The following is a 23,513-nucleotide window of genomic DNA, read 5'->3' as shown; positions in this document are numbered from 1 at the left end:
CCAAACTACTCTATATGTTAAAAATAAACGCTTAACTAGTTTACCAAATTTCGGGATTTAGAGAAAGATAATTATGAATATTTCATGTATTTGGATCATACCGGTTGGAGGAGTCCGGCCTAATATGGAAGGGTTAATTTAAGTCGTTGAGCTTGTTAGTTGTAGTTAGAGTGGACTTCCTGGAAAATTAATAAGATCTCGTATCTGGGTGAAGGAGGAATGGATTAGCTTAGGCGCTTGGAATGCTATGGGGTCAGCTTATCGTCTATGGGTGGGATAAGTATAATAGGCGGGAGATCAATTAGTACCGGAACCGACCTAGATGTTGAATCCGTATAACTGCTGGGGACAGCAAAGAAGCGGTTGGATCTGCGCAGGTTTAGCTGCAGGCAGAATAATAGCTGTGGGATCCGCATAACAGAAAAAGAATCAGCATATAGCCTTTGGAATCAGCATAAGGCCCAGCAGATAAGCATATCGCTTTAGGAATCAGCATAATCCCCTCTGTATAAGCATAGGAAAGATAGACATAAGCATAAACCACCAAAAGATAAGCATAAATCAATAAAACATAATCATAAACCTGTGAAACATAAGCGTAAACCACTAAAACCAAAGCATAAATCTTTACAGAATACACTCTATCTACTATTTAGAGTCGGTTTTTCACCTCAAATTAGTACCAAATACCCCATCTGAACCATACAAAAGTGAATTATTAACTCACATATAACCCTTATAGTAACAAAAAAGCTGCCTGACATCACAATTATATCCAAAAGAATCATTGTCCCCACTCCATCAACAAACCGATTGTTAATTAATGGAGCAACAAAGAAATAAGAATCAAAATATTTAAAAAAAGGTGAATAATTTTCATTTTAAGTGTTGCAAACATTTGTTCTTATATGTTAAGATTAAATCAACAAATAAAGAGACAAGATCGTTTTGAATAACGGTCAAGCTATAATATAATCGAACCAAATCTACGCCGCAGGTTGTATTGCCGCGCCTATAGAAAAGGTTGTAGCGGCAAGCCTAGCAGGTATCTGGCTCGACTTAACGCATATGCTTACGTACTTTAGCTATGCTAATGAATGCTGATGACGCTATTTTGACACTTTGTGTCTGTTCTATATTCCGTAAAGGCTGAGGCACTCTATTCATTCTAGCTAGGGCAATTAACTTATACCCCGCCCCAGTACTTCAATTTTAATTCAACGTGAACATACACATATATATATCGAGCCCGTCTGCTGCCAGACGGGCTTTTTTTTGGCTAAACAGCTGTAACTTTACGGTTCCACAATATTGCGTAGTCTTTCAAGATGATCCCAGCTTTTCACTGGAATATTTATTATAGCCAAGTGGATTACAAAAAAAAATCAGCCTTTTCCATTTGTTTTGGAAAAGGCTTTTAATTTAGGGGGTATTCTTTGGTATAATACCCCTTCTTTCTTATTTTATCCTTAATTTTAAGATTTTTTTGTTTTTTATTCTATAGAAATTTCTAAAACTTTAGAAGGTTTAATATGATATGTTCGATCCATCCATTTTAAGTATACCTTTAATCATTATCTAAACTCTTTGATATATACATTCTAATGAATGTATTTGATGAGAGATTTCGATTACTGTATTTACCAAACCACCAGTAAAATTTACCGCATGACGGCCTGCCACAACACGCAAAAAAGCCACCAACTCCTGTCTTATAATAGGAGATAGTGGCTTTTATGATAATTTAGCATGCATTAGTAATACATAATGGTGATAGTAAAAGGGGTAAGGTTCATTGTTTTGGAACCTAAAATGCCTTTTATCTGCCATTTATGTCTAAGCTCTTGCTAAGCTCTTACATAGTCTTGGTATTACTTCCCAGTCTGCTTGTTCATTGCGCTCATCATCTGGTTGATTTTCTTCTGGGATGGTTTCATTCCCATTTGCATCATCATCATTTTGAGCATTTGTTCATTAATTGGCGGATTTTTCTTTAGGTAAGTCATCATATAGCGACGAGCAATGAAAAATCCTAGTGCTATCCCGGCAAGGAGTGCCACGATACCAACTAGTATTTCCGTCCACATACTATTTCCTCCTTCGTGTTGTCTATCAACAGTGTACTAGACCAAGGGTTATTATACAATATCCGAATAATAATTTCCTTCTTTTAAGCCGAATTTTCTTTCTTTGATTGGCTTAAGCCAGCCGAACTTCCGATTGGCCAGATCTAAGGCCAGGAAACTAGATTCCATTTTTCGTAAACATTCAAAGAATTCTGTTTCAGCTTCAAGAGAACCCTTTGCCTCTATTAACAATTGGTTATCATGCACACTCAGTGTGGCTGAGCTAAGGCCATTGTTCTTTTTTATACAATATACCCTTTTATTCTCACTAAAATCCCTCTTCTTTTTTAGCTGCTGATCTAGCGTTTTCTGCAGTCGAAGCAGCGGAAGAGGTTTTGTAATATATTGAATCTGTTTTCCTATAATTTCACGTAAATCACCTGAAGACTTGGAGTAATCCAAAAACAAATTATATAACTTAATTTCACGGCCGAAATAATGTCTGGCAACTTCATCGTCTATTAAATATAAGTCGTAAATTCGCACTCCAAACACTCCAATCACATTCTCTTTTATCTAGTATATATGCCAGGGAACAAAAGATATGTTGATTACCGGAGAAAAAACAATAAAACTTTGTCGAATTCTTACAATTCTGAAACTTTCTTTCATTATAAACGATTCTTTGACATTTTCCAATTCCAGACTAAAAAAGCCTGCTTCCCGAAACAGGAAGCAGGCAGGAGATATCTTAGTTATTTTGAATTAAAGCTTTCACTTTTGAAACTACATTTTCTACAGTGAAGCCATATTCCTGGATTACCTTATTACCAGGTGCAGAAGCTCCAAAGCGGTCAATGCCCAGGACATCGCCTTCATCGCCGGCATATTTATGCCAGCCAAAGCTTGAACCCATTTCAATGGCTAAACGTTTTCTTACAGCAGGAGAAATGACACTTTGTCTATATTCTTTTGGCTGTTCTTCAAAACGATCCATTGAAGGCATGCTGACTACTGATACATTGATGCCCTCTTCAGCCAATGCCTTTTGTGCGTCGATTGCAAGATTAACTTCAGATCCTGAAGCAATCAGCATTGCATCTGCCGTTTCCTTACCGGATGGCGAAATGACATATGCACCTTTCTTGACACCTTCATAGGCATTTTTATCTGTATCCTTGATGGTTGGAAGATTTTGTCTAGTAAGCACAAGAGCATGTGGCTTATCTGTGCTTTCCATGGACACTTTCCATGCAGCAGCTGTTTCATTTCCATCAGCAGGTCTGATAATAGAAAGACCTGGCATTGAACGAAGGGAAGCCAGCTGTTCTACAGGTTCATGCGTTGGGCCATCCTCACCGACGGCAACACTGTCATGTGTGAATACATAAGTTACCGGAAGTTGCATAAGTGCAGCTAATCGGATCGCAGGACGAAGGTAATCGGAGAATACAAAGAACGTTCCTCCAAATACTCTAACTCCGCCGTGAAGGGCAATACCGTTCATGGCAGCTCCCATACCAAATTCCCGGACACCGAACCAGATATTTCGACCTTCGTATGCACTTGGGAAGAAATCACCAGCGCCCTTGATCATTGTATTGTTAGACCCAGCTAAGTCAGCGGATCCGCCAATTAATGTCGGCATATTCTGTGCAATCGAATTTAGTACTTCTCCGCTTGAAGCACGGCTTGCAAGGCTCTTGCCTTCCTCGTACACTGGGATGGCCTGATCCCAATTTTCCGGAAGGTCACCTTTAATTGCATTTTCAAGCTGTGCAGCTAATTCAGGATGAGCATTTTTGTATTCAGTAAATTTCTGATTCCATTGTTCTTCTTTTTGTGAACCAGCTTCCACAATTGTCTTTTCGAAGTGAGAATATACTTCATCAGGAACATAGAAGTCTTCTTCGAATGTCCATTTATAGTATTCTTTAGTTAACTTCATTTCGTCTTCACCAAGCGGAGCGCCGTGAACTTTTGAAGTTCCTGATTTATTAGGAGAACCATACCCAATGACCGTCTTAACTTCAATTAGAGTTGGTCGTGAAAGATCACTTTGAGCTTCTTTAATAGCTCTTGCAATTTCATCAAGGTCATTGCCGTCGTTCACACGTATGTACTGCCAGCCATATCCCTTATAGCGTTGTTCAACACTCTCTGTCATTGATTTATCAAGTTCGCCATCAAGAGAGATATCATTTGAATCGTATAAAACAACAAGTCTGCCTAGCTGTAAATGGGCAGCCAGTGAAGAAGCTTCAGCGGAAACCCCCTCCATTAAATCTCCATCCCCACAAATGCTGTAAGTGAAATGGTCAATTACCTCGAAATTGTCCTTATTATAGGTAGCAGCCAAATGTCGTTCAGCCATCGCCATACCAACTGCCATGGCAATACCCTGGCCAAGAGGTCCAGTGGTAGCTTCTACTCCTGGTGTATGTTTGTATTCAGGATGCCCAGGTGTTTTGCTTCCCCATTGGCGGAATCCTTTTATATCGTCCATGCTTAAATCATATCCAGACAGGTGAAGCAGGCTGTATAGGAGCATCGAGCCATGGCCGGCAGATAATACGAATCGGTCTCTATTAAACCATTCCGGATTTTTAGGGTTATGATTCATGAATTGTGTCCAAAGGGTATAAGCCATTGGAGCGGCCCCCATCGGCAAGCCTGGGTGACCTGAATTAGCTTTTTCAATTGCATCAATTGATAATGTACGAATCGTATTGATGGAAAGTGCATCAATTTTTTCTATCATCTTCTAAGACTTCCTTTCCTATGTAAAACATTGTTTATTGTTTAATATTATAGTTCAGATAGGAGAAACACAACTAATAATACCTGAAACATAATGTAAGTCAAACAAAAAGACACCGCACCTATTTTATGTAAAAAAAAAGAATACATGCGGCCCTGTATCCTTTTTCTTTCTCTATTTTACAAGATTAGTGTAAATTTTTCTTATCTGCTTTAATCTGTTTAAGTTTTTCAGGTGTAACATCATTTCCTTCTGGGTCAATAACGGTCACATTTTCTAGCGTATTGGCCATAGATGCCCTGAAAGTCTCGAGATATTCCCGTCGCAGTGTAGATTGTTCCTTCGCTTCTTCAGTTGTTAAAGCTTCCTGCTTGGCTTTTTTAGCAAGCTGATTGATTCTAGCGAGTTTTTCTTTAGAAAGCATAATTCAGACTCCTTCATTGTTTGTTCCTTGATGATATGGTATACAAAGAAGGCCAAAATAACAAGCCATTTGAACTATTCACCGGTTTTTACCGCTTCTAAAAATCTCCTATGAACTGTTGCCCTTGAAATGTTATACCCAAACCCTTTTAGGGTAGCTGCGATTTCTTCATAGGTTAAGCCATTCCCCCTCAAGCGTATAATTTCTTCCACTGGGACTTCCTTTCGCTCCCGTCCACCTAGGTTACCTTGATTTTTAAGGTTTTTTTGGGGCTTGTACCCTTTTTCTACTGCCTCTTTCATACCCCTTTTGATTTTGAGGTTATGGATCTTCCTTTGATATTCCTCAACAATTGCTACAATCTGAAGGACCATGGAATCGGAATCAGAAACTTCCATTACTCCATTATGTGTCAGCGAATATAGAACCGCATCCTCTTTCAAAAGACAATGCAGCAAGGCTACTTTTGCATTTCCTCTCCCAAGCCTGGTTTCATCCTGAATCAGAACGGCGTCAGCCTGTTTATCTTTTAGAAAGGAAAGCATTTCGAATATTCCATCGCGGTCCAAATCGTATCCGCTCGCTTTTTCACTGATGATTTTTATCACTTGGAAACCAAGCCTGTCCGCAAGAGCCATCAGCTCTTTTTCCTGGCGTATTAGCGAAGTTTCCTGTTCTGCCTTTTCAGTACTCACCCGGCAGTATATGATTGCTTTCATTTAAATCAGACCTTTTTATGTAGTATCTTTAGCTGGTTATTGACTTGCCAGATTTCCGCTGCCCGCATCAAGGGTGAAAGGAATCATTATTTCATCTCCCGCACGGATTACGCCATTACTAATGTTGTTATTTTCTTCTATCCAGCTTATCATTTTTTCCATAGGAAGGTCATTTGTTTCGTATCTTTCGGCAATGGTCCACAGCGTATCTCCTTCAGCAACAGTAACTGTGGAAGATTTATATGTTTCTTCAGACTTTTGTAAAAAAACAAGAGAGAAAACAAAAATAATGGCTAAGAATGAAATAGTATAAGTATGATTTTTCCAAAGGTTTTTCATAAATACCCTCCCGAATGTTTGTTCGATGTAACCAAATTATAAGTCGAACACTTGTTTTGTGTCAAACAAAATATTCGAACTTATGTTTGTATCAGAATTCCTTACATGGTATAATCAGGACAAGAACATTTTATGATAGGGTGCGTGAAAAAATGACTAAACTTTCAAAGAGACAGCTTGATATATTAGATTTTATTAAGCATGAAGTAAAGCTGAAAGGATATCCGCCAAGCGTCCGCGAAATCGGGGAGGCTGTGGGACTCGCTTCCAGTTCTACTGTTCATGGGCATTTAGCAAGACTTGAAAGCAAAGGGCTAATCCGGCGTGACCCTACAAAACCGAGAGCAATCGAGATTTTGGAAATGGATGAGGAATCCCACATTCCAAAGATCAATGTTGTGAATGTTCCCCTTCTCGGTAAGGTTACTGCTGGTCTGCCGATTACAGCGATTGAGAATATCGAAGAATACTTCCCTTTACCTGAACATCTTGTTCCGCATGATGACCATGTTTTCATGCTTGAAGTAATGGGAGATAGTATGATAGAGGCAGGAATATTGGATGGGGACTACGTGATTGTACGCCAGCAGAAAACAGCGAACAACAGCGATATCGTTGTTGCTATGACAGAAGAAGATGAAGCCACCGTGAAACGTTTCTTCAAAGAAAAAGACTATATCCGCCTTCAGCCAGAGAATTCCTCCATGGAGCCTATCATCCTGCAGAATGTTACCATTCTGGGCAAGGTTATCGGGCTGTATAGACAAATTCATTAATAATTAATAGATTCATATAAAAAGCCTTTTCCTTGTTCGGAAAGGGCTTTTATTGTAACTATTCTAAATTAACCTACTACTGTAATGACGGCTCACGAAATATTTCAAGGGATCTTTCAGTTCCGGAGGGAAAACGCTCAGCTGGCGCAATACCTCTTCTGCAAATCCTATGTAATTAGATCCGGTAGCTGTTACTACATTCTTATCAACAACCAGCAAGTGATCCGCTTTATTACCCCAGTCCATTACAAATTGGTAATCTTTATCTGCCTCCGTTAAAGAAGCTGTGTAAGTTACTTTTTTTAGAATTCCTGATGCTCCAAGAAGTGCGGGACCTCCACAAATAGCCCCTATCAGTTTTTTACGCTGATAGAATCCTTGTATAGCTTTTTTATGGAAGCATTCTGCAAGATTTTAATAGGAGAACCTCCTGGAATGATAAGTGCTGTATACCGGGTTAGATCAATTTCATCTACGCGGTAATCCGCCATCACTTTCATACTCAGTCCCGCTTAAAGCTGTCAAAAGAATAGAAATTTCAAATTCAGCAAACAAATCATAAACCAGAAGCAATATCCTTTTCATAATAATAATTCCCTCCTTTTATGTTTATTAAAAACCTGAAAAACAAATAGGTTTTGTGCTCTCCAACATAAGAGTCAAGTCCTCCAAAAATTGTTCATCAGTCATAAAGGCCAATCCGTATTTGACCAATTTACTCAGACTGACAGCCCCCAGCATAATGGACGAAAAATTCTCCTATGGTGATTGAAACCTCCACATCAAATTCCTCAGACTCCCGTTAAGCTACCCCCCCTTCATCAAATTTAGTGAAGACAACAATCACGCCTTCCCCCATAAAGTCATCCCCTATTTTCCACTTGACGGACAGTGATTTACTGCCGAAGGTTCGACCTTTCATCGCCTGAAAGAATCCGCTTTATTTTTTTCCTGTTTTTGTAATAATTGAAATTTTTTTGAAACAAATGAAACTTTATCTAAGAAGCATCGTCTAATGATTTGTATAAACGAATATTTGTTAGGAGGAAATGGGATGAAAAAATTATTTACCTTTTTAATGGCGGCAGCAGCATTTTTAAGCTTCAGCATGGGGGCCTCCGCTTATTCAGCTTCAGGAAGCCTGACCGCCGATAAAGCGTTGAAACAGGCTTTAAGTGCAAGAGAGCATTATTGGAATGTCATGACAGGGCACAATCCTAAACTTAAAAATTCGACATGCACATCTAAAACCATGAAATTTAAAGGGACCGATTATCGTTTCCTATGCAGCGAATTTGACACTAAAAAAGAGCTGTATCAGTATCTAGGGGAAGTATTCACCAACAATGCAATCGATAAAGGATTTACCAAATACAAATTCATCGTATACAAAGGGAAAATTGCACAGCCAAATGCTGATGGCGGGAGTCTTTTAGAATGGAGTAAGGCTAAGGGTAAACTGATATATCAAAGAACGGATGTTAAGCAATACGAGTTTTCTGTTCCCGTACCCGTCAGCAAAAAGCCAGAAAAGGTAAAGGTAACCTATGTGAAAGTAAATGGACATTGGAAAATCAATGCCTTTGATGCTGTAAAATAAAAACCGCCGGGGTAAATCACTTGTTGTGATCTTCCCCGGCATTTTCTTATTACTGACTAGCCAGAGACCTGGGTAGTGTGTGCATAAAAATACACATTATTTGATATGCTAAGCGTAAAGGAATATTATGGAGGTAGGACATTACAAAATAAAGCTCAAAAAGGAGAACAAATGAAACAATTTAGAGTAGACTATTTCGTCCAAAAGCACGGAACAGAAGATATCCGGAACAGCATTATAGTTAACTCTGTTGAAGATGAGTATGAAATTGTAAAGCGCGGCAAGAAACAAATTACCAAAGTAGAAGGCGTACTTAGCCAGAATATATCCATCACTACAATCTCCCCTCTTGATTAAGACGGGGTTTTTGTTTTTACCTTTAACCGTTGGAAGGTGAAAGCAGATATATGGTGAATTTCAGCAAGACATTTAACTGAAACTGAAAGGCTGCCCTTACCAATGATGAAGGGTTAAACTCAGTTACAGTATTAGAGATATGGCCTTCATAACAGTGATGAAGGACTAAACACAGGTAAAGTAGTAGAGAAACGTCCTTCATAACACTGATGAAGGACTAAATCCAGGTAAAATATTAATGAAACGTCCTTCATAACACTGATGAAGGACTAAATCCAGGTAAAATATTAATGAAACGTCCTTCATAACGCTGATGAAGGACTAAACCTCAGAAAAATATTAATGAAACGTCCTTCATAACACTGATGAAGGACTAAATCCAGGTAAAATATTAATGAAACGTCCTTCATAACGCTGATGAAGGACTAAACCTCAGAAAAATATTAGATAAAAGTCCTTCATAACGCTGATGAAGGACTAAACCTCACTAAAATAGTAGAGATCCGCCCTTGATACACTTAGGAAGGACATAACCGTGCATGCAATCCCGCCAAGAAACTCATTTATCTGATACTTTCTTTATTGTCTAGCCGCGCCATGAGTTTGAGGGTTTCCTCGTAACCAGCAGGCTTATGCCTTTTTAGGTAAATATTCAGCTCGTTCCATCGTAATGCATGGTTTTCTTCCCTATATCGCCTTAGCTGCCGTTCCATTTTTTCGACCACACCGGCCAAGTTGCTGACGATATCGTAACAGGACTTATCTGAAAGATGTATGCTTTCATTTGTTTGGACATGGTAAACAATTAAATCGCTTCTTCGTTTTACATCAGGGTTAGAGATCGTGTACATATGTAAAACTCCATTCTTAAATAGATATCACGATTCTGCCCTCAAAATAAACACATTATTCAAATTCATTATTTAAAATATATACTCGCAACCATTTTTACCATTGTACACACAAACCCTCTTCAATAAAAAGACACCCATAACATAAATGGATGCATTAATTTAGAGCACTTTAAAATAGCCACTCTACAAATAGAATGCTTGGGAGTATCCATAGGTGATGACATCTCGTAATCCTTCTACGGATAAGTACATACTTGCTGCCTGATCTCTCCACAATTTTCTTGTTATACAATAGGAGATGGTAAACATTACGTTGTCTGTCCAGGCGTTTCTATCGCTTTCCCAGCCAAGCCTACATTTACCATACAATTTTAAAAAAACCCCCAACACGAAGAGAGTGTCGAGGGTCCTCTATCTTAATACATGGACATATATTGTTCGCGTTCCCAAGGATGAACTTGTGTGCGGAACATATCCCATTCAATTTCTTTTGCTTCAATGAAGTGCTCAAGTAAGTGCTCACCTAGAGCTGCTTTGATTACTTCATCAGATTTTAAGGCTTCTAACGCCGCAAAAAGTGTAGCAGGAAGATCGATAATGCCTTCCTCTAAGCGTTCTTCTTTATCCATAACATAAATATTGCGGTTAACTGGAGCTGGAGGAGTTAAATTATTTTTAATTCCGTCCAATCCAGCACTTAGAAGAACAGCCATCGCAAGGTATGGATTTGCTGCAGGGTCAACGCTGCGCACTTCTACACGTGTACTTAATCCGCGGGAAGCTGGAATACGGACAAGCGGGCTGCGGTTTCTTGCAGACCAAGCTACATAGCAAGGAGCTTCATAGCCAGGAACTAAGCGTTTATAAGAGTTAACAGTCGGATTAGTAACGGCAGTAAAGTTAGTTGCATGCTTAATGATACCTGCAATGAATTGGCGTGCTGTTTCACTTAATTCAAGATCAACGCCAGTATCATAGAATACATTTTCTTTTCCATTGAAAAGAGATACGTTACAATGCATGCCTGAACCATTCACTCCGAACAATGGCTTTGGCATGAATGTAGCATGCAGGCCGTGCTTACGTGCGATTGTTTTAACGACTAGTTTAAAAGTCTGGATGTTATCACAAGCTGTAATAGCATCTGCATATTTAAAGTCAATTTCATGCTGCCCTGGTGCTACTTCGTGGTGGGAAGCTTCGATTTCAAATCCCATTTCTTCAAGCTCAAGTACGATATCACGACGGCAGTTTTCACCAAGATCTGTAGGAGCAAGGTCAAAATATCCGCCTTTATCATTTAATTCAAGAGTCGGTTCGCCTTTTTCATCTAATTTAAATAAGAAGAATTCCGGCTCAGGCCCAACGTTGAAATTAGTGAAGCCAAGCTCTTTCATTTCACCAAGGATTCGTTTTAAGTTAGCGCGCGGATCTCCTTCAAACGGAGTGCCGTCTGGATTATATATGTCACAGATTAAACGAGCAACCTTTCCTTTTTCGGATGTCCAAGGGAAGACTACCCATGTGTCCAGGTCCGGAAATAAGTACATATCAGATTCTTCAATGCGTACAAATCCTTCGATAGAAGAACCATCGAACATCATTTTGTTGTCCAGCGCTTTTCCTAACTGGCTTACTGGGATTTCCACGTTCTTAATTGTGCCCAGGATATCAGTGAATTGAAGGCGAATGTATTTTACATTTTCCTCTTTAGCTAAACGCTCTACATCTTCGCGAGTGTACTTTGCCATGCTTTTTATTTCCTCCCCAAATTCTGTTTTTTACATAAGCATTTTATTATTAATGGAAAAACCGGGACATGTCTCCTTGACGAAGAGAAGACTTATACTTCCCCGCCTGCAATAATTCAGACCTGAGGAGATTTCTAAGCTCCTTCTCCGAAAGATCACGTCTTGGCTTTTCCTCTTGCTTAACCGCTTCAATCGCTGTGTTTTGTTCTTTAACTTCCATCAGCTTCTTTATGCCGGCAAGGTTTACTCCCTGCTCCAGCAATTCTTTAATTTCGAGCAGCCGGTCAATGTCGTTTAAAGAAAATAACCGGCGGTTCCCCTCTGTCCTTTGAGGGGTAATGAGTTCATGCTCTTCATAATATCGGATTTGGCGCGCTGACAACTCCGTCAATTGCATTACAGATCCGATTGAAAATATAGGCAAAGAACGTCTTAGCTGGCTGCCGCTCACCTGTTTATCCTCCTTTATGATGATTCTGGTTTTATTATATTCATTGTTAGCAAACATGTCAAACAAATGTTAGCTTTTCTTACATGAAAAATACATAAATTTTTTACCTTCACCTTTTCACTTAGAATCCTCTCATCATCTTATCCTTCTCTTACTATAAACCTATTTGCTTATTATTTAAAAAATTGGGGTCATTTATTCTAAAAGCCAGCCAGAACAGCGGACAATTAATTAGTTCAACTGCACTTTCAATTTTCTTTCCTGAGTGTGTAATAACGTTGTTAACATTAAGATCTTTATGGAACTGGTCTTGTATCAATGTTTCTAATGAGTTTTTAATTTATTGAAAAGCTCTGAATGAAATTGAGAGTATGATTATGGTATATCCCACGGCAGCTGCTGCAAATTCGGTAATTTGGTGGTAAGGATTCTTGAAGAACATTATCCGACACAGTGGCCTAGTAACAGTACGCCGCAAATGGGAAGCTGGAAAAGCTATTCATAACGGATTCCCTGCTAGCTTCATATTTTTAAAGAGGAATCACTGATTACGAAATAGGAGTTTGAAATCCCCATAGAATTATTGGCTGCGGCAATGCGGGGATGAAACGCTGAGGAATACGGAACATCAAAAAAAGAAGGCGAATTGCGTGGACAATCTGCTTTCATACTGGGTAAAAATCACCAAGTGTCCCTGAAATCAAATTTCGGAAAAATAATCTGAATAATGGACTCACAAGATCCTTAAAAAATATAGGTTAGCTGCACATCATCGGCCATCCACCTTGTCACCATCCTAAATACGATTCAAAGCAACACAGAGAATGTGGCCCTCGGGAAGCCAAACCAAGGTTATCCTTCCGTGAAGGTACTGGATGACATATTAGAAATTATAAAGGAAAAACAACTGCAAGTGAACGCTCTTTCGTATATAAAACAGCCGAGTAAAGCTTATGCTATACTCGGCTGTTCACTTTATTTGTCTTTCCCGCTGTGATAGTTGGTGTTTAAGAGATCAAAGATAATCTTGGCATTGTCTGTATTATCTATTAATCCTGCAAACCGTTGTTTCTCGGGTCCAAATGCGTATAGAGGTCTCAGGGATAATAAAAAGGACCTAGAAGGCCCTCAGCACGTTGGGGAAAATATTCGTGGTACTGGTTTTAGAACGGGAGTCCATCATTTGCACTGTTTCATGGTTATATGGACAGTTGCAGCGGCTCCTTTAATGAAAATAAAAAACGTACAATTACTCCTTTGCGGTTTAGTGTATTCTACTCCCCTTTGAACTTCATTGATTCCGCACGACTGCAAATCCATGGAATAAGGGCTATTTTTTAGTGAAAAGCCGCTTTTTCTGGCGGCTGTAATATACTTTTGATTCCTATTCTATAAATTCAGCTCGCAACTTTTAAGAACATACCGTTTATAGAAGCGGTTTTTACTAAATGGAAAGGAGGTAATATGATGCAGCAATGGTTTATGATTAACTTTATAGGATATATGCTTATGTTCTGACAGTTTACGCTTAAATATTTAGGCTTTATGCTGAAGTTCACCTCATGTATGCTTATCTCTTACTATGCCATGCTTATGTATGGTGCTTTATGCTTATCCAGCTGCCTTTATGCTTTCCCTTGATAAAATATGCTGATTGCTGAGCAAGAATCCTCATTCAATGACAGCAATCCGCTTCATAAAGAACATAAGAATGGCCGCCGAGACTTTCTCGACAGCCTGTCGACCTAGCCAGGTCTATCTACTCATCAAAAGTTATTTACATGTAAGTCCATTTATATAGAAGACTCTATATTGTTCATGATTCCTTTGGCTTTCCTTCCATGAAGTAGGTAGTATAAGCCCAGTGAAAATAATACTATTATTGACCCAATAGTAAAGATGGCTGAATAGCCAGTGTACGTTGCTATAATCCCCAATACAAATGAGCCGGCAGCGAAACCAGAATCAAATACTACAAAAAATGTAGCGGTGGCAATTCCCTTTCTGCTTGCAGGAGAAGAATGAACGGCAATCGTCTGGAAACAAGAAACAAGCGTTCCAAACCCCATTCCAATCAATGCACCGGCGAGCAATAGCATAAAGCTAGATGAGACCTGGCTTAGAACCCACACACCCAGTCCAAATAAGATAATACAAGGATAAATGACAAAATTTTCTCCGTACGCATCAAACCATCTACCTGTAAATGGACGTGAAATTAATAGAAAAGCAGCATAGATCACGAAGAAAAAGCTGGCTGCAGTGACTAGATTCAATTCTCTGGCGTAAACGGATATAAAAGATAGAACCCCTGAATATACAAATGATAATGCAAAAGCAACGAGTGCGATTGGAAGGGTCTTTCCCTCGAAGAAGTCCGATAATCTAATCGTTTTTTTCATAGAATCTTCAACCGCTTTATGTCTATTAGGCTGGGGCAGCTTCAGCATTAATGTACAAACGACAGCCAATACTGAAAAAATGGCACTGAATACAAACAGGGTCTCATATCCTGATGCTCCAATGATCGTAAGTCCCAGAAATGGACCAATAACCATGGCCAGATTCATAAATGTGGCATAGTATCCCATTCCTTCTCCCCGCCGCTCCTTTGGTATGATATGAGCAGCAATTGCTCCCGTCGCCGTGGTTGCCATCCCGAATCCAATGCCATGGATGACCCTCACAATCAGCATTAAAGCCATAGATTTTGCGGGAAAATAAAGAAAGGCTCCCATTAAAAAGATCACTACACCTATGAATAACGTTTTTTTCTGTCCAATGGTATCTAGCCATATTCCTGAAAACGGACGGAATATGATCGCCGACACTACAAAGATGGGTATAATGATGCCAATATTCTTACCGCTTCCGTGTAACTCATCTGTTATATAAATAGGAAGGGTAACAGTCAGCATATAAAAAATAAGAAAAATAAAGAAACTGGCAAAGGAAATACTCAAAAATTCCTTTGTCCAAAGCTTTGGTTTTGCCACGACACACTCAACTTTCTATTATTATTACTTTTCATGAAAATGATTGACTTTACTATTTAATAGCTGAATCTCCAATTCGTCAAGTATTTCTCACAGTTACGAAATTATGTGAAAACCGAAATAAAAGCCCTCCAAGGATGGAGGGCCATTATAGCTTTGTATATTCAACTGGTGAATAAACACTACGCCATTTTATCCTATAATGATTGGATTATTAAAAAGGGAATTCACGATATTTCTTCTGAACAGATACCCATTTTGTTGTTGTAAATTCTTCAATAAGCCAAGGGTTGCCAAATCGGCCGACACCTGAAGCTTTATTACCGCCAAAAGGGATATCAGGCTGTGCATTTACAGTTTGATCATTGATATGAGTTACACCGCTGTCAATTTGCAGTGCAAATTGTTCAGCTTTCTCTAAGTTTTGGGTAAAGAGGGCAGAGGAAAGACCATATTCTGTTTCTGAAGCAATTTTAATGGCTTCCTCGTCACTGCCAACAGGAATGATCATTGCAACCGGTGAAAATACTTCAGTCTGTGCAAGCTCCGAGTCATTTTTCACGTCTGTAAATACGTATGGTGTTAACACGTTGCCCACGCGCTCTCCTTCAAGAGCAAGCTTTACACCAGCTTTTTTAGCATTTTCAATAATTGCCTGCGCCTTTTCCAACTGTCTTTCATTTATAAGCGGACCAATTACAGTAGAAGGATCTTTTGGATCACCAAAAGGAAGTGCTTTTGCTCTTTCTACAAATTTAGCTGTGAATTCATCTGCTATGTCTTTGTGTACAATAATACGGTTTGTTATCATGCAGATTTGTCCCTGGTGAACGAATTTCCCAAATATAGCTGCATCCACTGCGCGGTCAACGTCAGCATCTGACAGTACAATGAACGGATTGTTTCCACCAAGTTCCAGTGCCACTTTTTTTAAGTTTCTTCCGGCAATTTCCCCTACATGACGTCCCACTGCAGTGGATCCTGTAAACGAAATAAATCTAGGAATCGGGTGTTCAAGCAGGTAGTCGCCTGTTCCATCTGTTTTTGGATCTGTTAGCAGCAAGTTTAGCACACCCGCAGGAAGTCCTGCTTCCTCAAATGCTTTTGTCAGAATAACACCGCCTGTAATCCCTGTAGCCACATCTGGTTTATGAACCACGGCATTGCCCAAAGCAATGGCAGGGGCGATAGTACGTACTGACAGATTCAATGGGAAATTGAAAGGAGAAATAGAAGTAATGACTCCCAGTGGTACCCGGTATACATGATTTTCTTTTCCTTCAATCATTCCAGGCACTTCTTTAACGATATTCACTTCATCAGCGAATTTAATGGCTTCCTCTAATTCTTCAAATGTGATTTGGAGAGCTATATTAGCAGAAAGGATGGTCCCCCCTGTTTCAGAAGTGTAAATGTCTATAATTTCTTCTTTATGTGCTTCCAGGTAAGCTATTACTTTGCGGATTACTTTCTTTCTTTCTTCGGGAGTAGTTTTAGCCCACTCTTTTTGCGCCGCTTGCGCAGTGGTCATCGCTTTATCTATATCTTCAATGGTAACTGTTTTACAGAATAAAGAGTTGAACGATCAAATGGGTTTTGGACGTCAATGGTCTTTCCTCCAGTTCCTTCAATCCATTCACCATTGATATATTGTTTTGTATAATCTTTAAAATTGACCATAAAAAAACTCCCCTTTTTTAAAAGCAATTAGTGCTTATCTTAGTGTATATGTTGAATTAACAATGTTGCTATATCAACTATTAGTTAAACTACTGCAACTTAGAACAGATGTGAGTATATAAAATCAAACAGGATCATTTTATTTGCCATCAAATTCCCCCAAGTAGTCTATTCACCGAAATATAAATGGATGTCGCCCACATTTAAATCCTATAACACAATGGTTGTTATAGCAACTTTAATGCCTCGTAAATTAATACCCCTAAAAATCCTTACTGTTTATTGGACATTCATCCGCATCTTTGTAAGGATTCTCCCTAATTCCTCAATTTCTTTTTCAGTAATTCCCTTGGTGACCAGCTGATTGAATTCTTCTGTAAGCGGAATGATTTTATCCCCCAGTGCCTTTCCTTCTTGAGTAAGTTTCACAATTAATGACCGCCGGTCGTACTGGCTGATGGTTCTTTTTATAAAACCCTTCTTCTCCAAATTCAAGACCATACGAGCAATATTGGTTTTATCTTTATCCAGTTTTTCAGCGATATCATTTTGAGCTAAGCCATCACGTTCCCAGAGAAGCATTAAAATCAAATTTTGTTCAGGGGCTAGATTAAAAGGAGCTAATTTATTTTTAATATAACTTGTTAATGTCAGATCGGTTTGATGGATAGCTATGCTTATATAATCTCCCCAAGATAATTTCAATGGACTCACCTCCAAAAGCTGCTGTCCAAAAAAGTGGAGAACATGCTTTTCCAAAATCTACTCATTACAGACAGGATATTAAACTCTGCCATTAAACCCTTTGAGTCTTTCTTGAAAGAGAGACACCGGTAAGGTAAAAGAAAATCAGCACCGAAAGGCCAGTCCTGCCTTTTGACGGAGATTTGCTTATGACCAAAGATGTCAGTTCACAGCTGGACATAATGAATTATATGTAAATAAAATATCATTTGTCAAACTAATCCATATATCTGATCAACCGTCTTCTTCAGGGATCATTATATGAGGAGAATATCATATGGAATTGATGTTTATATTGAGCAGTTGGCTGGTTTGGCCGCGGCCATAAAAGACGGTTAGATTCATAATAAAACTGATTCCAGTCCAATATTTACTGCTTCACTTATCCAAAGGAAAACTATGTACTTCCGCAGCTGGACGCTTCTCGTTTCGACCTCCCTTTCATTTTTACCAGCTAAACATTTTGTTGACAGGATATTTTTACATGATTATACTTGAAACGTATTAGTATCTATAGCAACTATCAGCAAGGTTTCTAATACAAAAAATATATAAACAACTATAATAGTTGCTACAACAACATCTCAACATGGAGGTAAAGATCAGCATGTCTAAAGTTTTATTTATCAAGGCTAATTCAAGACCTATCGAGCAAGCAGTAAGCGTTAAGCTTTACCATACTTTCCTTGAAAGTTATAAAGAATCTCATCCAGATGATACGATCGTTGAGTTGGATTTATTCAAAGAAAATCTGCCATACTATGGTATTGATCATATCAATGGAATGTTCAAATTATCAAAAGGTATGGAGTTAAATACTGAAGAACAAGCTGCTACAAACACAGTTAATTCGTATTTAGATCAATTCCTGGAAGCGGATAAAGTTGTATTTGCGTTCCCGCTTTGGAACTTCACGGTTCCTGCTGTACTGCATACATACTTAGATTATCTTGGACAAGCAGGCAAGACGTTCCGTTATACAGCAGAGGGTCCGGTTGGTTTAGTAACGGATAAAAAAATCGCCTTATTGAATGCACGAGGCGGAGTTTACTCAGAAGGTCCTGCCCAGAGTGTAGAGATGTCATTGAATTATGTTAACGCCGTGTTAGGCTTCTGGGGAGTAACAGATACTACAACAATCGTTATTGAAGGACATAATCAATTCCCGGATCGTTCAGAAACAATTATTGAAGAAGGACTAAAACAAGCTGCGACTGCTGCAAATTCGTTTTAATCCTTAAATATAAGAAGAGAGCTGCATCTATTACCTTGCAGCTCTCTTTTTTTGAATGCAGTATACTATAAAGCCGGCGGTCCAAATCCTGCGGTTATGGAAATCACGATTGCCTGCATCTCAGCTTTAATAGTGCCAATGAATCTTTTCCCTCGTATTCTTAAACACCTTAAAACCGATTTTCTCCAAAACCCGTTTTGACGCTTCATTGTCTGTATTACACGTGGCCACTGCTTCTTTGACATTGGGCTGGGATAACCCCCACTCTATGATGGCTTTACCCATCTCAGTCGCAAAACCATGGCCTCGAAAACCGGGAACAATGCTATAACCTAGATGAATGATCTGGTCTTTATCAGGCCCTCCCTTAAAGCCCATATCCCCTATCACCAATTGTTGGTTTTTATGTATGATCATCCCTTCCCAGGTGTTTTCGTGAGGATATTTAGTAAATCTCTCAATCTTATAAGGAAAAAATTGCTTATAAACATCTAAAGGCCATTCTTCTGATGTTCTATAGGGAATCACACGTTCCATTTCTTCTTTCCCTTTTAATACAGCTACAATCATTTCTACTGTAAGGGTAATCATCAGCAACCGTTCCGTATGAATAACAGGCAAATTATCCCCCCCTTATAAAGCAATCAACATTGGCAGATCATCAAGTGATTACCATCTGGATCTCTGAAATTAAAATAGTGGCCATATTCAATTTCTGTAAGTATATCCACTTTCTTTTCCTTCATATATTCATAGGATTGTTCAATATCTCCCGTGTTGAAATGAAATAAAGGAGTTTTTAATATATTTTCTTTTGAATATATTTTGCTGTCGAGGACAATTCCCGTTCCAGTCATAGGCATGACATAAATGTGACCAAACTGGATATCGCCAATTGGCTAAAGACCTAACAGCTCACAATACCATTTTCTTGCCTGTTCAATATTGCTTACTGGAATAAACACCGTACCGATTTGATTTAGAATAGGACTGGTCAAAGCATTCACCTCCAAGATATAAAACACTATAAAAATATTCGCTTTTATTTTTGACAATCCTTCTTCTTATTCCAAAAGCTCTGTTAAACATGGCTGTTGATTGCAGCTAGCAGGCACTCGCGGACCTTAGGGGCGGTCCGGGAGCCTCCTCGTCGTTGACGCCTGTGGGGTCTCCCTTGATAGAAAGGCGCAGGACGGTGACTTTCAAGGTAGTTCTTTTATAAGAACTGTGGTGAAGAGTCTGGTTAAAAGCCACATCTAAGAGAAAGTCAGACACCTGATAAAGAAGACTTGCTGATTGGCAAGCGACAGTGAAGACAGAAGCTTAGTCGCCCTTATGCGTTAGCCAGGCATAAGATGAGCGACAGAAAAAGGCCGCTTTTGCCTTTTGATGGCGATTGGCTTATGACCGAAGGTGTCAGTCCGGAGCTGGACAATACCCACTTTTCCCGCAGGAGTCTCGCATATCCGTTCCAATCAACATCGTGCAAAAATCAACAATGACCTTTAACATAGCCATTTCAAAAAAGAAAGCTGCCCTTAGTATAAGGCAGCTTAACCCGATCAATGTCCTTTCAGAAAAACAAGTCCACTATTCCAGTTTTCCAATCGAACGTCTTTAAAGGTTATATAATCTTTCTTCCCATCTGCGCCATGGCAAATAAAATACCATGCTGTAACGTCTGAAAACAGTCAAACTTAGATAAGTTAATGGAAGACTGAGAAATAAGTATGCTCAATTCAGATGATATTCCAACCAGAATCGTTTCAGTACCGATCAGTGATGCAGCAGAGCCGATTTTTTCAAGAAGACTTGCTGTATGATTGCTGATATCCTTATTTAAACCTGTTAAATCCAATATCAGATAATTAGCTTTATATGAAGGCAAGTTTTTCAGCGTTCTGACCACGAGTTCCTCTGAACGTTCCTCATCGTATTTTCCCAGTAATGGAACCACCACAATCCCTTCAAGGACAGGGATAATAGGTGAAGACAGTTCCTTGACGAGATCTTGTAATTCTTTTGTTTTTTCTTGAACAACCTTCTCTAATTGCTGAATTTGTTCAGACTCTTTTCTTCTTGATAATTCATGAATGTTCTTGGATACCGTAATGGAAGAAGGAAAATATTCAATTTCCGTATATTCATTTCCTTCTATCTGATAATGATTCACTTTGTACCACATGTTTTCGCCGAAAAGTCCTGAGAATATGCCTGCGTAATGTGCCGGAAGAAAGTTTCCACCCGTTTTCTTTCCTTGCGCCACATTAATCTTATATTCCCAGCTATCTTTGATAAGAGCGGTAAGGGTTTTGTTTTTGATGTTTAAACTTCTTATAACAGTACGGCCCCAGCCTGCAGAAGCATAGGTGTTGGTAATCATTTCTGCCGCTTCAGCAATGCTTACTTCCTTCATCTGCTCGAAGTATTCCCCTACCAATAATCCCTGGCGAAATCCGGTCGCTTCAAATACCAGACTAGAGGCTTCCTCACCTGAAATCTCTTCGATGGTATCAAAGAATGACCTCATAGCGGATGATATCCAAAATAAAACCGAATCCTGTTCTTCAAAAAGAAATCTGCCTTTTTCTAATTCCCATTTAAAAGACAAGCCGCCTACGTTAATTTCTGAACGTGAATCCAATACTATAATCTCCTTTTTTAGTAGAATAAAATGATATACGAATCACTCCCATTAGTTTAAATAGTGCAATCCTTTCAGCACACGCGGTAAATTCTAGGGTATATTTACGTAACATTCCTTATTCTATAGCTTAGAAGGCTGTTTGTCCAAAATGCAACTTATATTGGAGTCTGGTCCGAATGGGGTATAGTACACCTTTATCTAACTCAGGCCTGTTCCATCACATTCCCCTTTATTGAGGTATTAATAATGAGCTAAGCCTAATGATGCAATACAACATTATGGTGAAGCATTAATTTCAAAAGAGTTAGCCGCGGTTTTACATGGGTGTCCAGTCTGTAACGCGTCAGCTAAAGTTCGAAAAAGCTGTCTCTTTCTACTTTGCATATTCTCAGTGCAAAATTCCTATACCATTCCTTTTTCCCTCATTCCTGCGCCACTTTATGGAGGGAATGTTCTTTCCAGCTCTTAATGGCCTCTAAGCTTTCCCAATATGAAACCGTAATCCCAAGCCCCTCATCCCGTGCACTCTCTACCCCTAAAAAACCCTTTTGCTGAAATGCCAGCTCCACCATTGTTTCAGCCATTTTCCCATACCCTTTGTCACCAAGGGTCCTTTGGGAGGCAAAGATCACAGCATAGTAGGGCGGTGCCGGAGTTTTTGTTATTCCACTCAATTTCATTCACTCTCCCCATTTAACTTAGCTCGGCTGCAAGATGAATCTAAAAAACTAATCTTATGCGGGATCGCCCTGTGATGGGATTCTGTTCACCCTTACTTCACCCAATCAACACGATACGCAAATGAAACGCGATTTTAAAACGAATTGTGCTGTGGCACCCTATTTCCTTGTTAGCACGATCGTATACGTTACAATTCTTTTCTTCTGATTCAATTCTTTTCTTGCAATTCTTTTTAACGGCCCAATGCTAACGCTGAAGTCAGGCAGGAACCTGTACCACACTCATCTGATGACAGCCGACCCCTTCAATAAAATCGTTCAGCAAGTAGAATGAACTTCCTTCTTGCCGGCTGCTGCTAATCTCGCATATCACTATCAGTGATGGCATATATGCAAGTGTCTGTCAGCTTTTTTTTGTCTGCGGACAAGTCATCATTCCTAAGGATTCCTTCTAAGGTATATCCTAATTTTTCTGGGATAGACCTGCTTTTTAGGTTTTCAGATTCACACCGGATTTCTACCCGTTTACATTTGAGTTGATTCATGGCAAATCGGGTTAATTCCTTAATCGCTTCCGTCATATATCCTTTGCCGCTATGCCTTGTATCAAGCCAGTATCCTATTTCACACTTAGGAATGTCCCAGTCAATATTGTGAAAACCTGTTGAACCAATGAAGTTCTGTGTCTCTTTATGAAAGATCAGAAAGCGCAGGCTTTCTCTTTTTAAAAAGTTGATGTGAGCCTCCCTTAAATTGATTTCCGTCTCTTCAATCTCAGGAAGAGTCTGTGCAAAAGGCAGCCACTTTTTTAATTCATGATAAGACGCCCTGATTGCTTTGTTAACAGTCGCTCCGTCTCCATGTAGCCTTGGAGCTCTAAGGAGTAATCTTTCTGTTTCAAAATTCGTCGGAATTTCTATTAATAAGGGATTTTGAGACACAACCTTCACCTTCCGTTACCTTTTAATTTGGCTTTGTTAATTGTTCTAGCTGATTGCAGCTCTGTATATCCGTTCAATCCACTCGTTTGCAAAAATCAACAATGAAATATAATACAGCCCTTATTTTAGTAATAATAAGGCTCTATTCAAAAAGATTGTTGTTTTTTAATAATTTTTGTTACATCACCCCATTGTTAAATAGGTTGATTGGAGCGTAAGGTGCGAGACTCCTGCTGGAGCAGCGGGTATTGTCCAGCTCCGGACTGACACCGCGGGTCTAGCCAATCGCCATTAAAAGGCAAAATCGGCCTTTTACTGCCGCTCGTCTTATGCCTGTCAGGTGTCTGCTTTTCTTTTAGCGTTTTGCCTCTACTTAAAATGATCATCACTCAGCTTTTGGATGGATCTTATCTTGAAAAGCACCGTCCTCCGCTTTTAGATCAGGTGAGACCCCGCAGGCGAAGACGAGGAGGCTCACCGCCCGCCCCGCGGA

The 23,513-nt window shown here is 39.3% G+C and carries 19 protein-coding genes and 3 pseudogenes; 4 read left to right on the top strand and 18 right to left on the bottom strand.

Annotated features, from left to right (window positions below; all coding sequences use genetic code 11):
* Nucleotides 1-1,871 precede the first annotated feature (1,871 nt).
* The 6 genes from CUU66_RS20270 to yneA all read right to left on the bottom strand — a co-directional run bounded on the left by CUU66_RS20270 (nucleotide 1,872) and on the right by yneA (nucleotide 6,309).
* Complete coding sequence (locus tag CUU66_RS20270) at nucleotides 1,872-2,087, bottom strand: YneF family protein (protein WP_101645218.1); 216 nt, start codon at nucleotides 2,085-2,087, stop codon at nucleotides 1,872-1,874.
* A gap of 51 nt (nucleotides 2,088-2,138) precedes the next feature.
* Complete coding sequence (gene sirA / locus CUU66_RS20265) at nucleotides 2,139-2,612, bottom strand: sporulation inhibitor of replication protein SirA (protein WP_101645217.1); 474 nt, start codon at nucleotides 2,610-2,612, stop codon at nucleotides 2,139-2,141.
* A 205-nt stretch (nucleotides 2,613-2,817) separates the two neighbouring features.
* The gene (gene tkt, locus CUU66_RS20260) at nucleotides 2,818-4,827 is read right to left on the bottom strand and encodes a transketolase (protein WP_101645216.1); all 2,010 of its coding nucleotides are present in this window, start codon (nucleotides 4,825-4,827) and stop codon (nucleotides 2,818-2,820) included.
* Nucleotides 4,828-5,014: 187 nt separating this feature from the next.
* A complete protein-coding gene (locus CUU66_RS20255) occupies nucleotides 5,015-5,251 on the bottom strand; it encodes a DUF896 domain-containing protein (protein WP_101645215.1) in 237 nt (78 codons plus the stop codon).
* 74 nt (nucleotides 5,252-5,325) lie between these two features.
* Nucleotides 5,326-5,970, bottom strand: a complete 645-nt coding sequence (locus CUU66_RS20250) for a YneB family resolvase-like protein (RefSeq protein ID WP_101645214.1) — start codon at nucleotides 5,968-5,970, stop codon at nucleotides 5,326-5,328.
* A 36-nt stretch (nucleotides 5,971-6,006) separates the two neighbouring features.
* Nucleotides 6,007-6,309, bottom strand: a complete 303-nt coding sequence (gene yneA, locus CUU66_RS20245) for a cell division suppressor protein YneA (protein ID WP_101645213.1) — start codon at nucleotides 6,307-6,309, stop codon at nucleotides 6,007-6,009.
* Between the two features lie 152 nt (nucleotides 6,310-6,461).
* Here yneA and lexA point away from each other — a divergent pair, with 152 nt between their 5' ends.
* On the top strand, nucleotides 6,462-7,085 hold the full coding sequence (lexA, locus tag CUU66_RS20240) for a transcriptional repressor LexA (RefSeq protein WP_101645212.1): 624 nt from the start codon (nucleotides 6,462-6,464) through the stop codon (nucleotides 7,083-7,085).
* A 63-nt stretch (nucleotides 7,086-7,148) separates the two neighbouring features.
* Here the strand turns inward: lexA and CUU66_RS25495 are convergent, their stop codons facing one another.
* Nucleotides 7,149-7,469 (bottom strand): DJ-1/PfpI family protein, encoded by a 321-nt coding sequence (locus tag CUU66_RS25495; protein WP_101645211.1) that lies wholly within the window; start codon nucleotides 7,467-7,469, stop codon nucleotides 7,149-7,151.
* A gap of 670 nt (nucleotides 7,470-8,139) precedes the next feature.
* Between CUU66_RS25495 and CUU66_RS20230 the strand changes: the two genes are divergently transcribed.
* Together CUU66_RS20230 and CUU66_RS20225 are read left to right on the top strand one after the other, a co-directional pair.
* Nucleotides 8,140-8,685 carry an IseA DL-endopeptidase inhibitor family protein gene (locus CUU66_RS20230; RefSeq protein ID WP_101645210.1) on the top strand — a complete coding sequence of 182 codons (546 nt, stop codon included), beginning with the start codon at nucleotides 8,140-8,142 and terminating at the stop codon, nucleotides 8,683-8,685.
* Nucleotides 8,686-8,856: 171 nt separating this feature from the next.
* The gene (locus CUU66_RS20225; protein ID WP_101645209.1) at nucleotides 8,857-9,042 is read left to right on the top strand and encodes a hypothetical protein; all 186 of its coding nucleotides are present in this window, start codon (nucleotides 8,857-8,859) and stop codon (nucleotides 9,040-9,042) included.
* A gap of 563 nt (nucleotides 9,043-9,605) precedes the next feature.
* Here the strand turns inward: CUU66_RS20225 and CUU66_RS20220 are convergent.
* The 6 genes and pseudogenes from CUU66_RS20220 to CUU66_RS20195 form a co-directional block, all read right to left on the bottom strand.
* Nucleotides 9,606-9,893 carry a hypothetical protein gene (locus CUU66_RS20220; protein ID WP_101645208.1) on the bottom strand — a complete coding sequence of 96 codons (288 nt, stop codon included), beginning with the start codon at nucleotides 9,891-9,893 and terminating at the stop codon, nucleotides 9,606-9,608.
* Between the two features lie 419 nt (nucleotides 9,894-10,312).
* Nucleotides 10,313-11,647 (bottom strand): type I glutamate--ammonia ligase, encoded by a 1,335-nt coding sequence (gene glnA / locus CUU66_RS20215; RefSeq protein WP_101645207.1) that lies wholly within the window; start codon nucleotides 11,645-11,647, stop codon nucleotides 10,313-10,315.
* A gap of 49 nt (nucleotides 11,648-11,696) precedes the next feature.
* Nucleotides 11,697-12,098, bottom strand: a complete 402-nt coding sequence (locus CUU66_RS20210; RefSeq protein ID WP_101645206.1) for a MerR family transcriptional regulator — start codon at nucleotides 12,096-12,098, stop codon at nucleotides 11,697-11,699.
* A gap of 1,793 nt (nucleotides 12,099-13,891) precedes the next feature.
* Nucleotides 13,892-15,094 (bottom strand): MFS transporter, encoded by a 1,203-nt coding sequence (locus CUU66_RS20205; RefSeq protein WP_101645205.1) that lies wholly within the window; start codon nucleotides 15,092-15,094, stop codon nucleotides 13,892-13,894.
* A 214-nt stretch (nucleotides 15,095-15,308) separates the two neighbouring features.
* Nucleotides 15,309-16,774 (bottom strand): annotated as a pseudogene (locus CUU66_RS20200) (aldehyde dehydrogenase family protein).
* A gap of 279 nt (nucleotides 16,775-17,053) precedes the next feature.
* Nucleotides 17,054-17,479, bottom strand: a complete 426-nt coding sequence (locus CUU66_RS20195) for a MarR family winged helix-turn-helix transcriptional regulator (protein WP_101645204.1) — start codon at nucleotides 17,477-17,479, stop codon at nucleotides 17,054-17,056.
* A gap of 646 nt (nucleotides 17,480-18,125) precedes the next feature.
* On the opposite strand from CUU66_RS20195, the gene CUU66_RS20190 reads away from it, so the two are divergent.
* Nucleotides 18,126-18,752: an FMN-dependent NADH-azoreductase gene (locus tag CUU66_RS20190; RefSeq protein WP_101645203.1), complete on the top strand. Its 627-nt coding sequence runs from the start codon at nucleotides 18,126-18,128 to the stop codon at nucleotides 18,750-18,752.
* A 126-nt stretch (nucleotides 18,753-18,878) separates the two neighbouring features.
* Here CUU66_RS20190 and CUU66_RS20185 read toward each other — a convergent pair whose 3' ends face one another.
* The 5 genes and pseudogenes from CUU66_RS20185 to CUU66_RS20165 form a co-directional block, all read right to left on the bottom strand.
* Nucleotides 18,879-19,373 (bottom strand): GNAT family N-acetyltransferase, encoded by a 495-nt coding sequence (locus CUU66_RS20185; protein WP_257968080.1) that lies wholly within the window; start codon nucleotides 19,371-19,373, stop codon nucleotides 18,879-18,881.
* A 23-nt stretch (nucleotides 19,374-19,396) separates the two neighbouring features.
* Nucleotides 19,397-19,750: pseudogene (locus CUU66_RS20180) on the bottom strand (VOC family protein).
* A 626-nt stretch (nucleotides 19,751-20,376) separates the two neighbouring features.
* Complete coding sequence (locus tag CUU66_RS20175; protein WP_101645202.1) at nucleotides 20,377-21,396, bottom strand: STAS domain-containing protein; 1,020 nt, start codon at nucleotides 21,394-21,396, stop codon at nucleotides 20,377-20,379.
* A gap of 350 nt (nucleotides 21,397-21,746) precedes the next feature.
* Nucleotides 21,747-22,073 (bottom strand): annotated as a pseudogene (locus tag CUU66_RS20170) (antibiotic biosynthesis monooxygenase family protein).
* A 362-nt stretch (nucleotides 22,074-22,435) separates the two neighbouring features.
* Nucleotides 22,436-23,020 carry a GNAT family N-acetyltransferase gene (locus CUU66_RS20165; RefSeq protein ID WP_101645201.1) on the bottom strand — a complete coding sequence of 195 codons (585 nt, stop codon included), beginning with the start codon at nucleotides 23,018-23,020 and terminating at the stop codon, nucleotides 22,436-22,438.
* Nucleotides 23,021-23,513: the final 493 nt, after the last annotated feature.

Origin of the sequence: Peribacillus deserti, from assembly GCF_002863585.1 — a bacterium.
Classification (GTDB): Bacteria; Bacillota; Bacilli; order Bacillales; family DSM-1321; genus Paraperibacillus; species Paraperibacillus deserti_A.
This window is presented reverse-complemented; position numbering and strand designations above follow the sequence as displayed.

What these genes read in the sequence shown, in the direction of transcription:
- CUU66_RS20270 (WP_101645218.1), bottom strand. Translation starts at nt 2,087, where the DNA reads ATGTGGACGGAAATACTAGTTGGTATCGTGGCACTCCTTGCCGGGATA.
- tkt (WP_101645216.1), bottom strand. Translation starts at nt 4,827, where the DNA reads ATGATAGAAAAAATTGATGCACTTTCCATCAATACGATTCGTACATTA.
- CUU66_RS20255 (WP_101645215.1), bottom strand. Translation starts at nt 5,251, where the DNA reads ATGCTTTCTAAAGAAAAACTCGCTAGAATCAATCAGCTTGCTAAAAAA.
- CUU66_RS20250 (WP_101645214.1), bottom strand. Translation starts at nt 5,970, where the DNA reads ATGAAAGCAATCATATACTGCCGGGTGAGTACTGAAAAGGCAGAACAG.
- yneA (WP_101645213.1), bottom strand. Translation starts at nt 6,309, where the DNA reads ATGAAAAACCTTTGGAAAAATCATACTTATACTATTTCATTCTTAGCC.
- lexA (WP_101645212.1), top strand. Translation starts at nt 6,462, where the DNA reads ATGACTAAACTTTCAAAGAGACAGCTTGATATATTAGATTTTATTAAG.
- CUU66_RS20230 (WP_101645210.1), top strand. Translation starts at nt 8,140, where the DNA reads ATGAAAAAATTATTTACCTTTTTAATGGCGGCAGCAGCATTTTTAAGC.
- CUU66_RS20225 (WP_101645209.1), top strand. Translation starts at nt 8,857, where the DNA reads ATGAAACAATTTAGAGTAGACTATTTCGTCCAAAAGCACGGAACAGAA.
- CUU66_RS20220 (WP_101645208.1), bottom strand. Translation starts at nt 9,893, where the DNA reads ATGTACACGATCTCTAACCCTGATGTAAAACGAAGAAGCGATTTAATT.
- glnA (WP_101645207.1), bottom strand. Translation starts at nt 11,647, where the DNA reads ATGGCAAAGTACACTCGCGAAGATGTAGAGCGTTTAGCTAAAGAGGAA.
- CUU66_RS20190 (WP_101645203.1), top strand. Translation starts at nt 18,126, where the DNA reads ATGTCTAAAGTTTTATTTATCAAGGCTAATTCAAGACCTATCGAGCAA.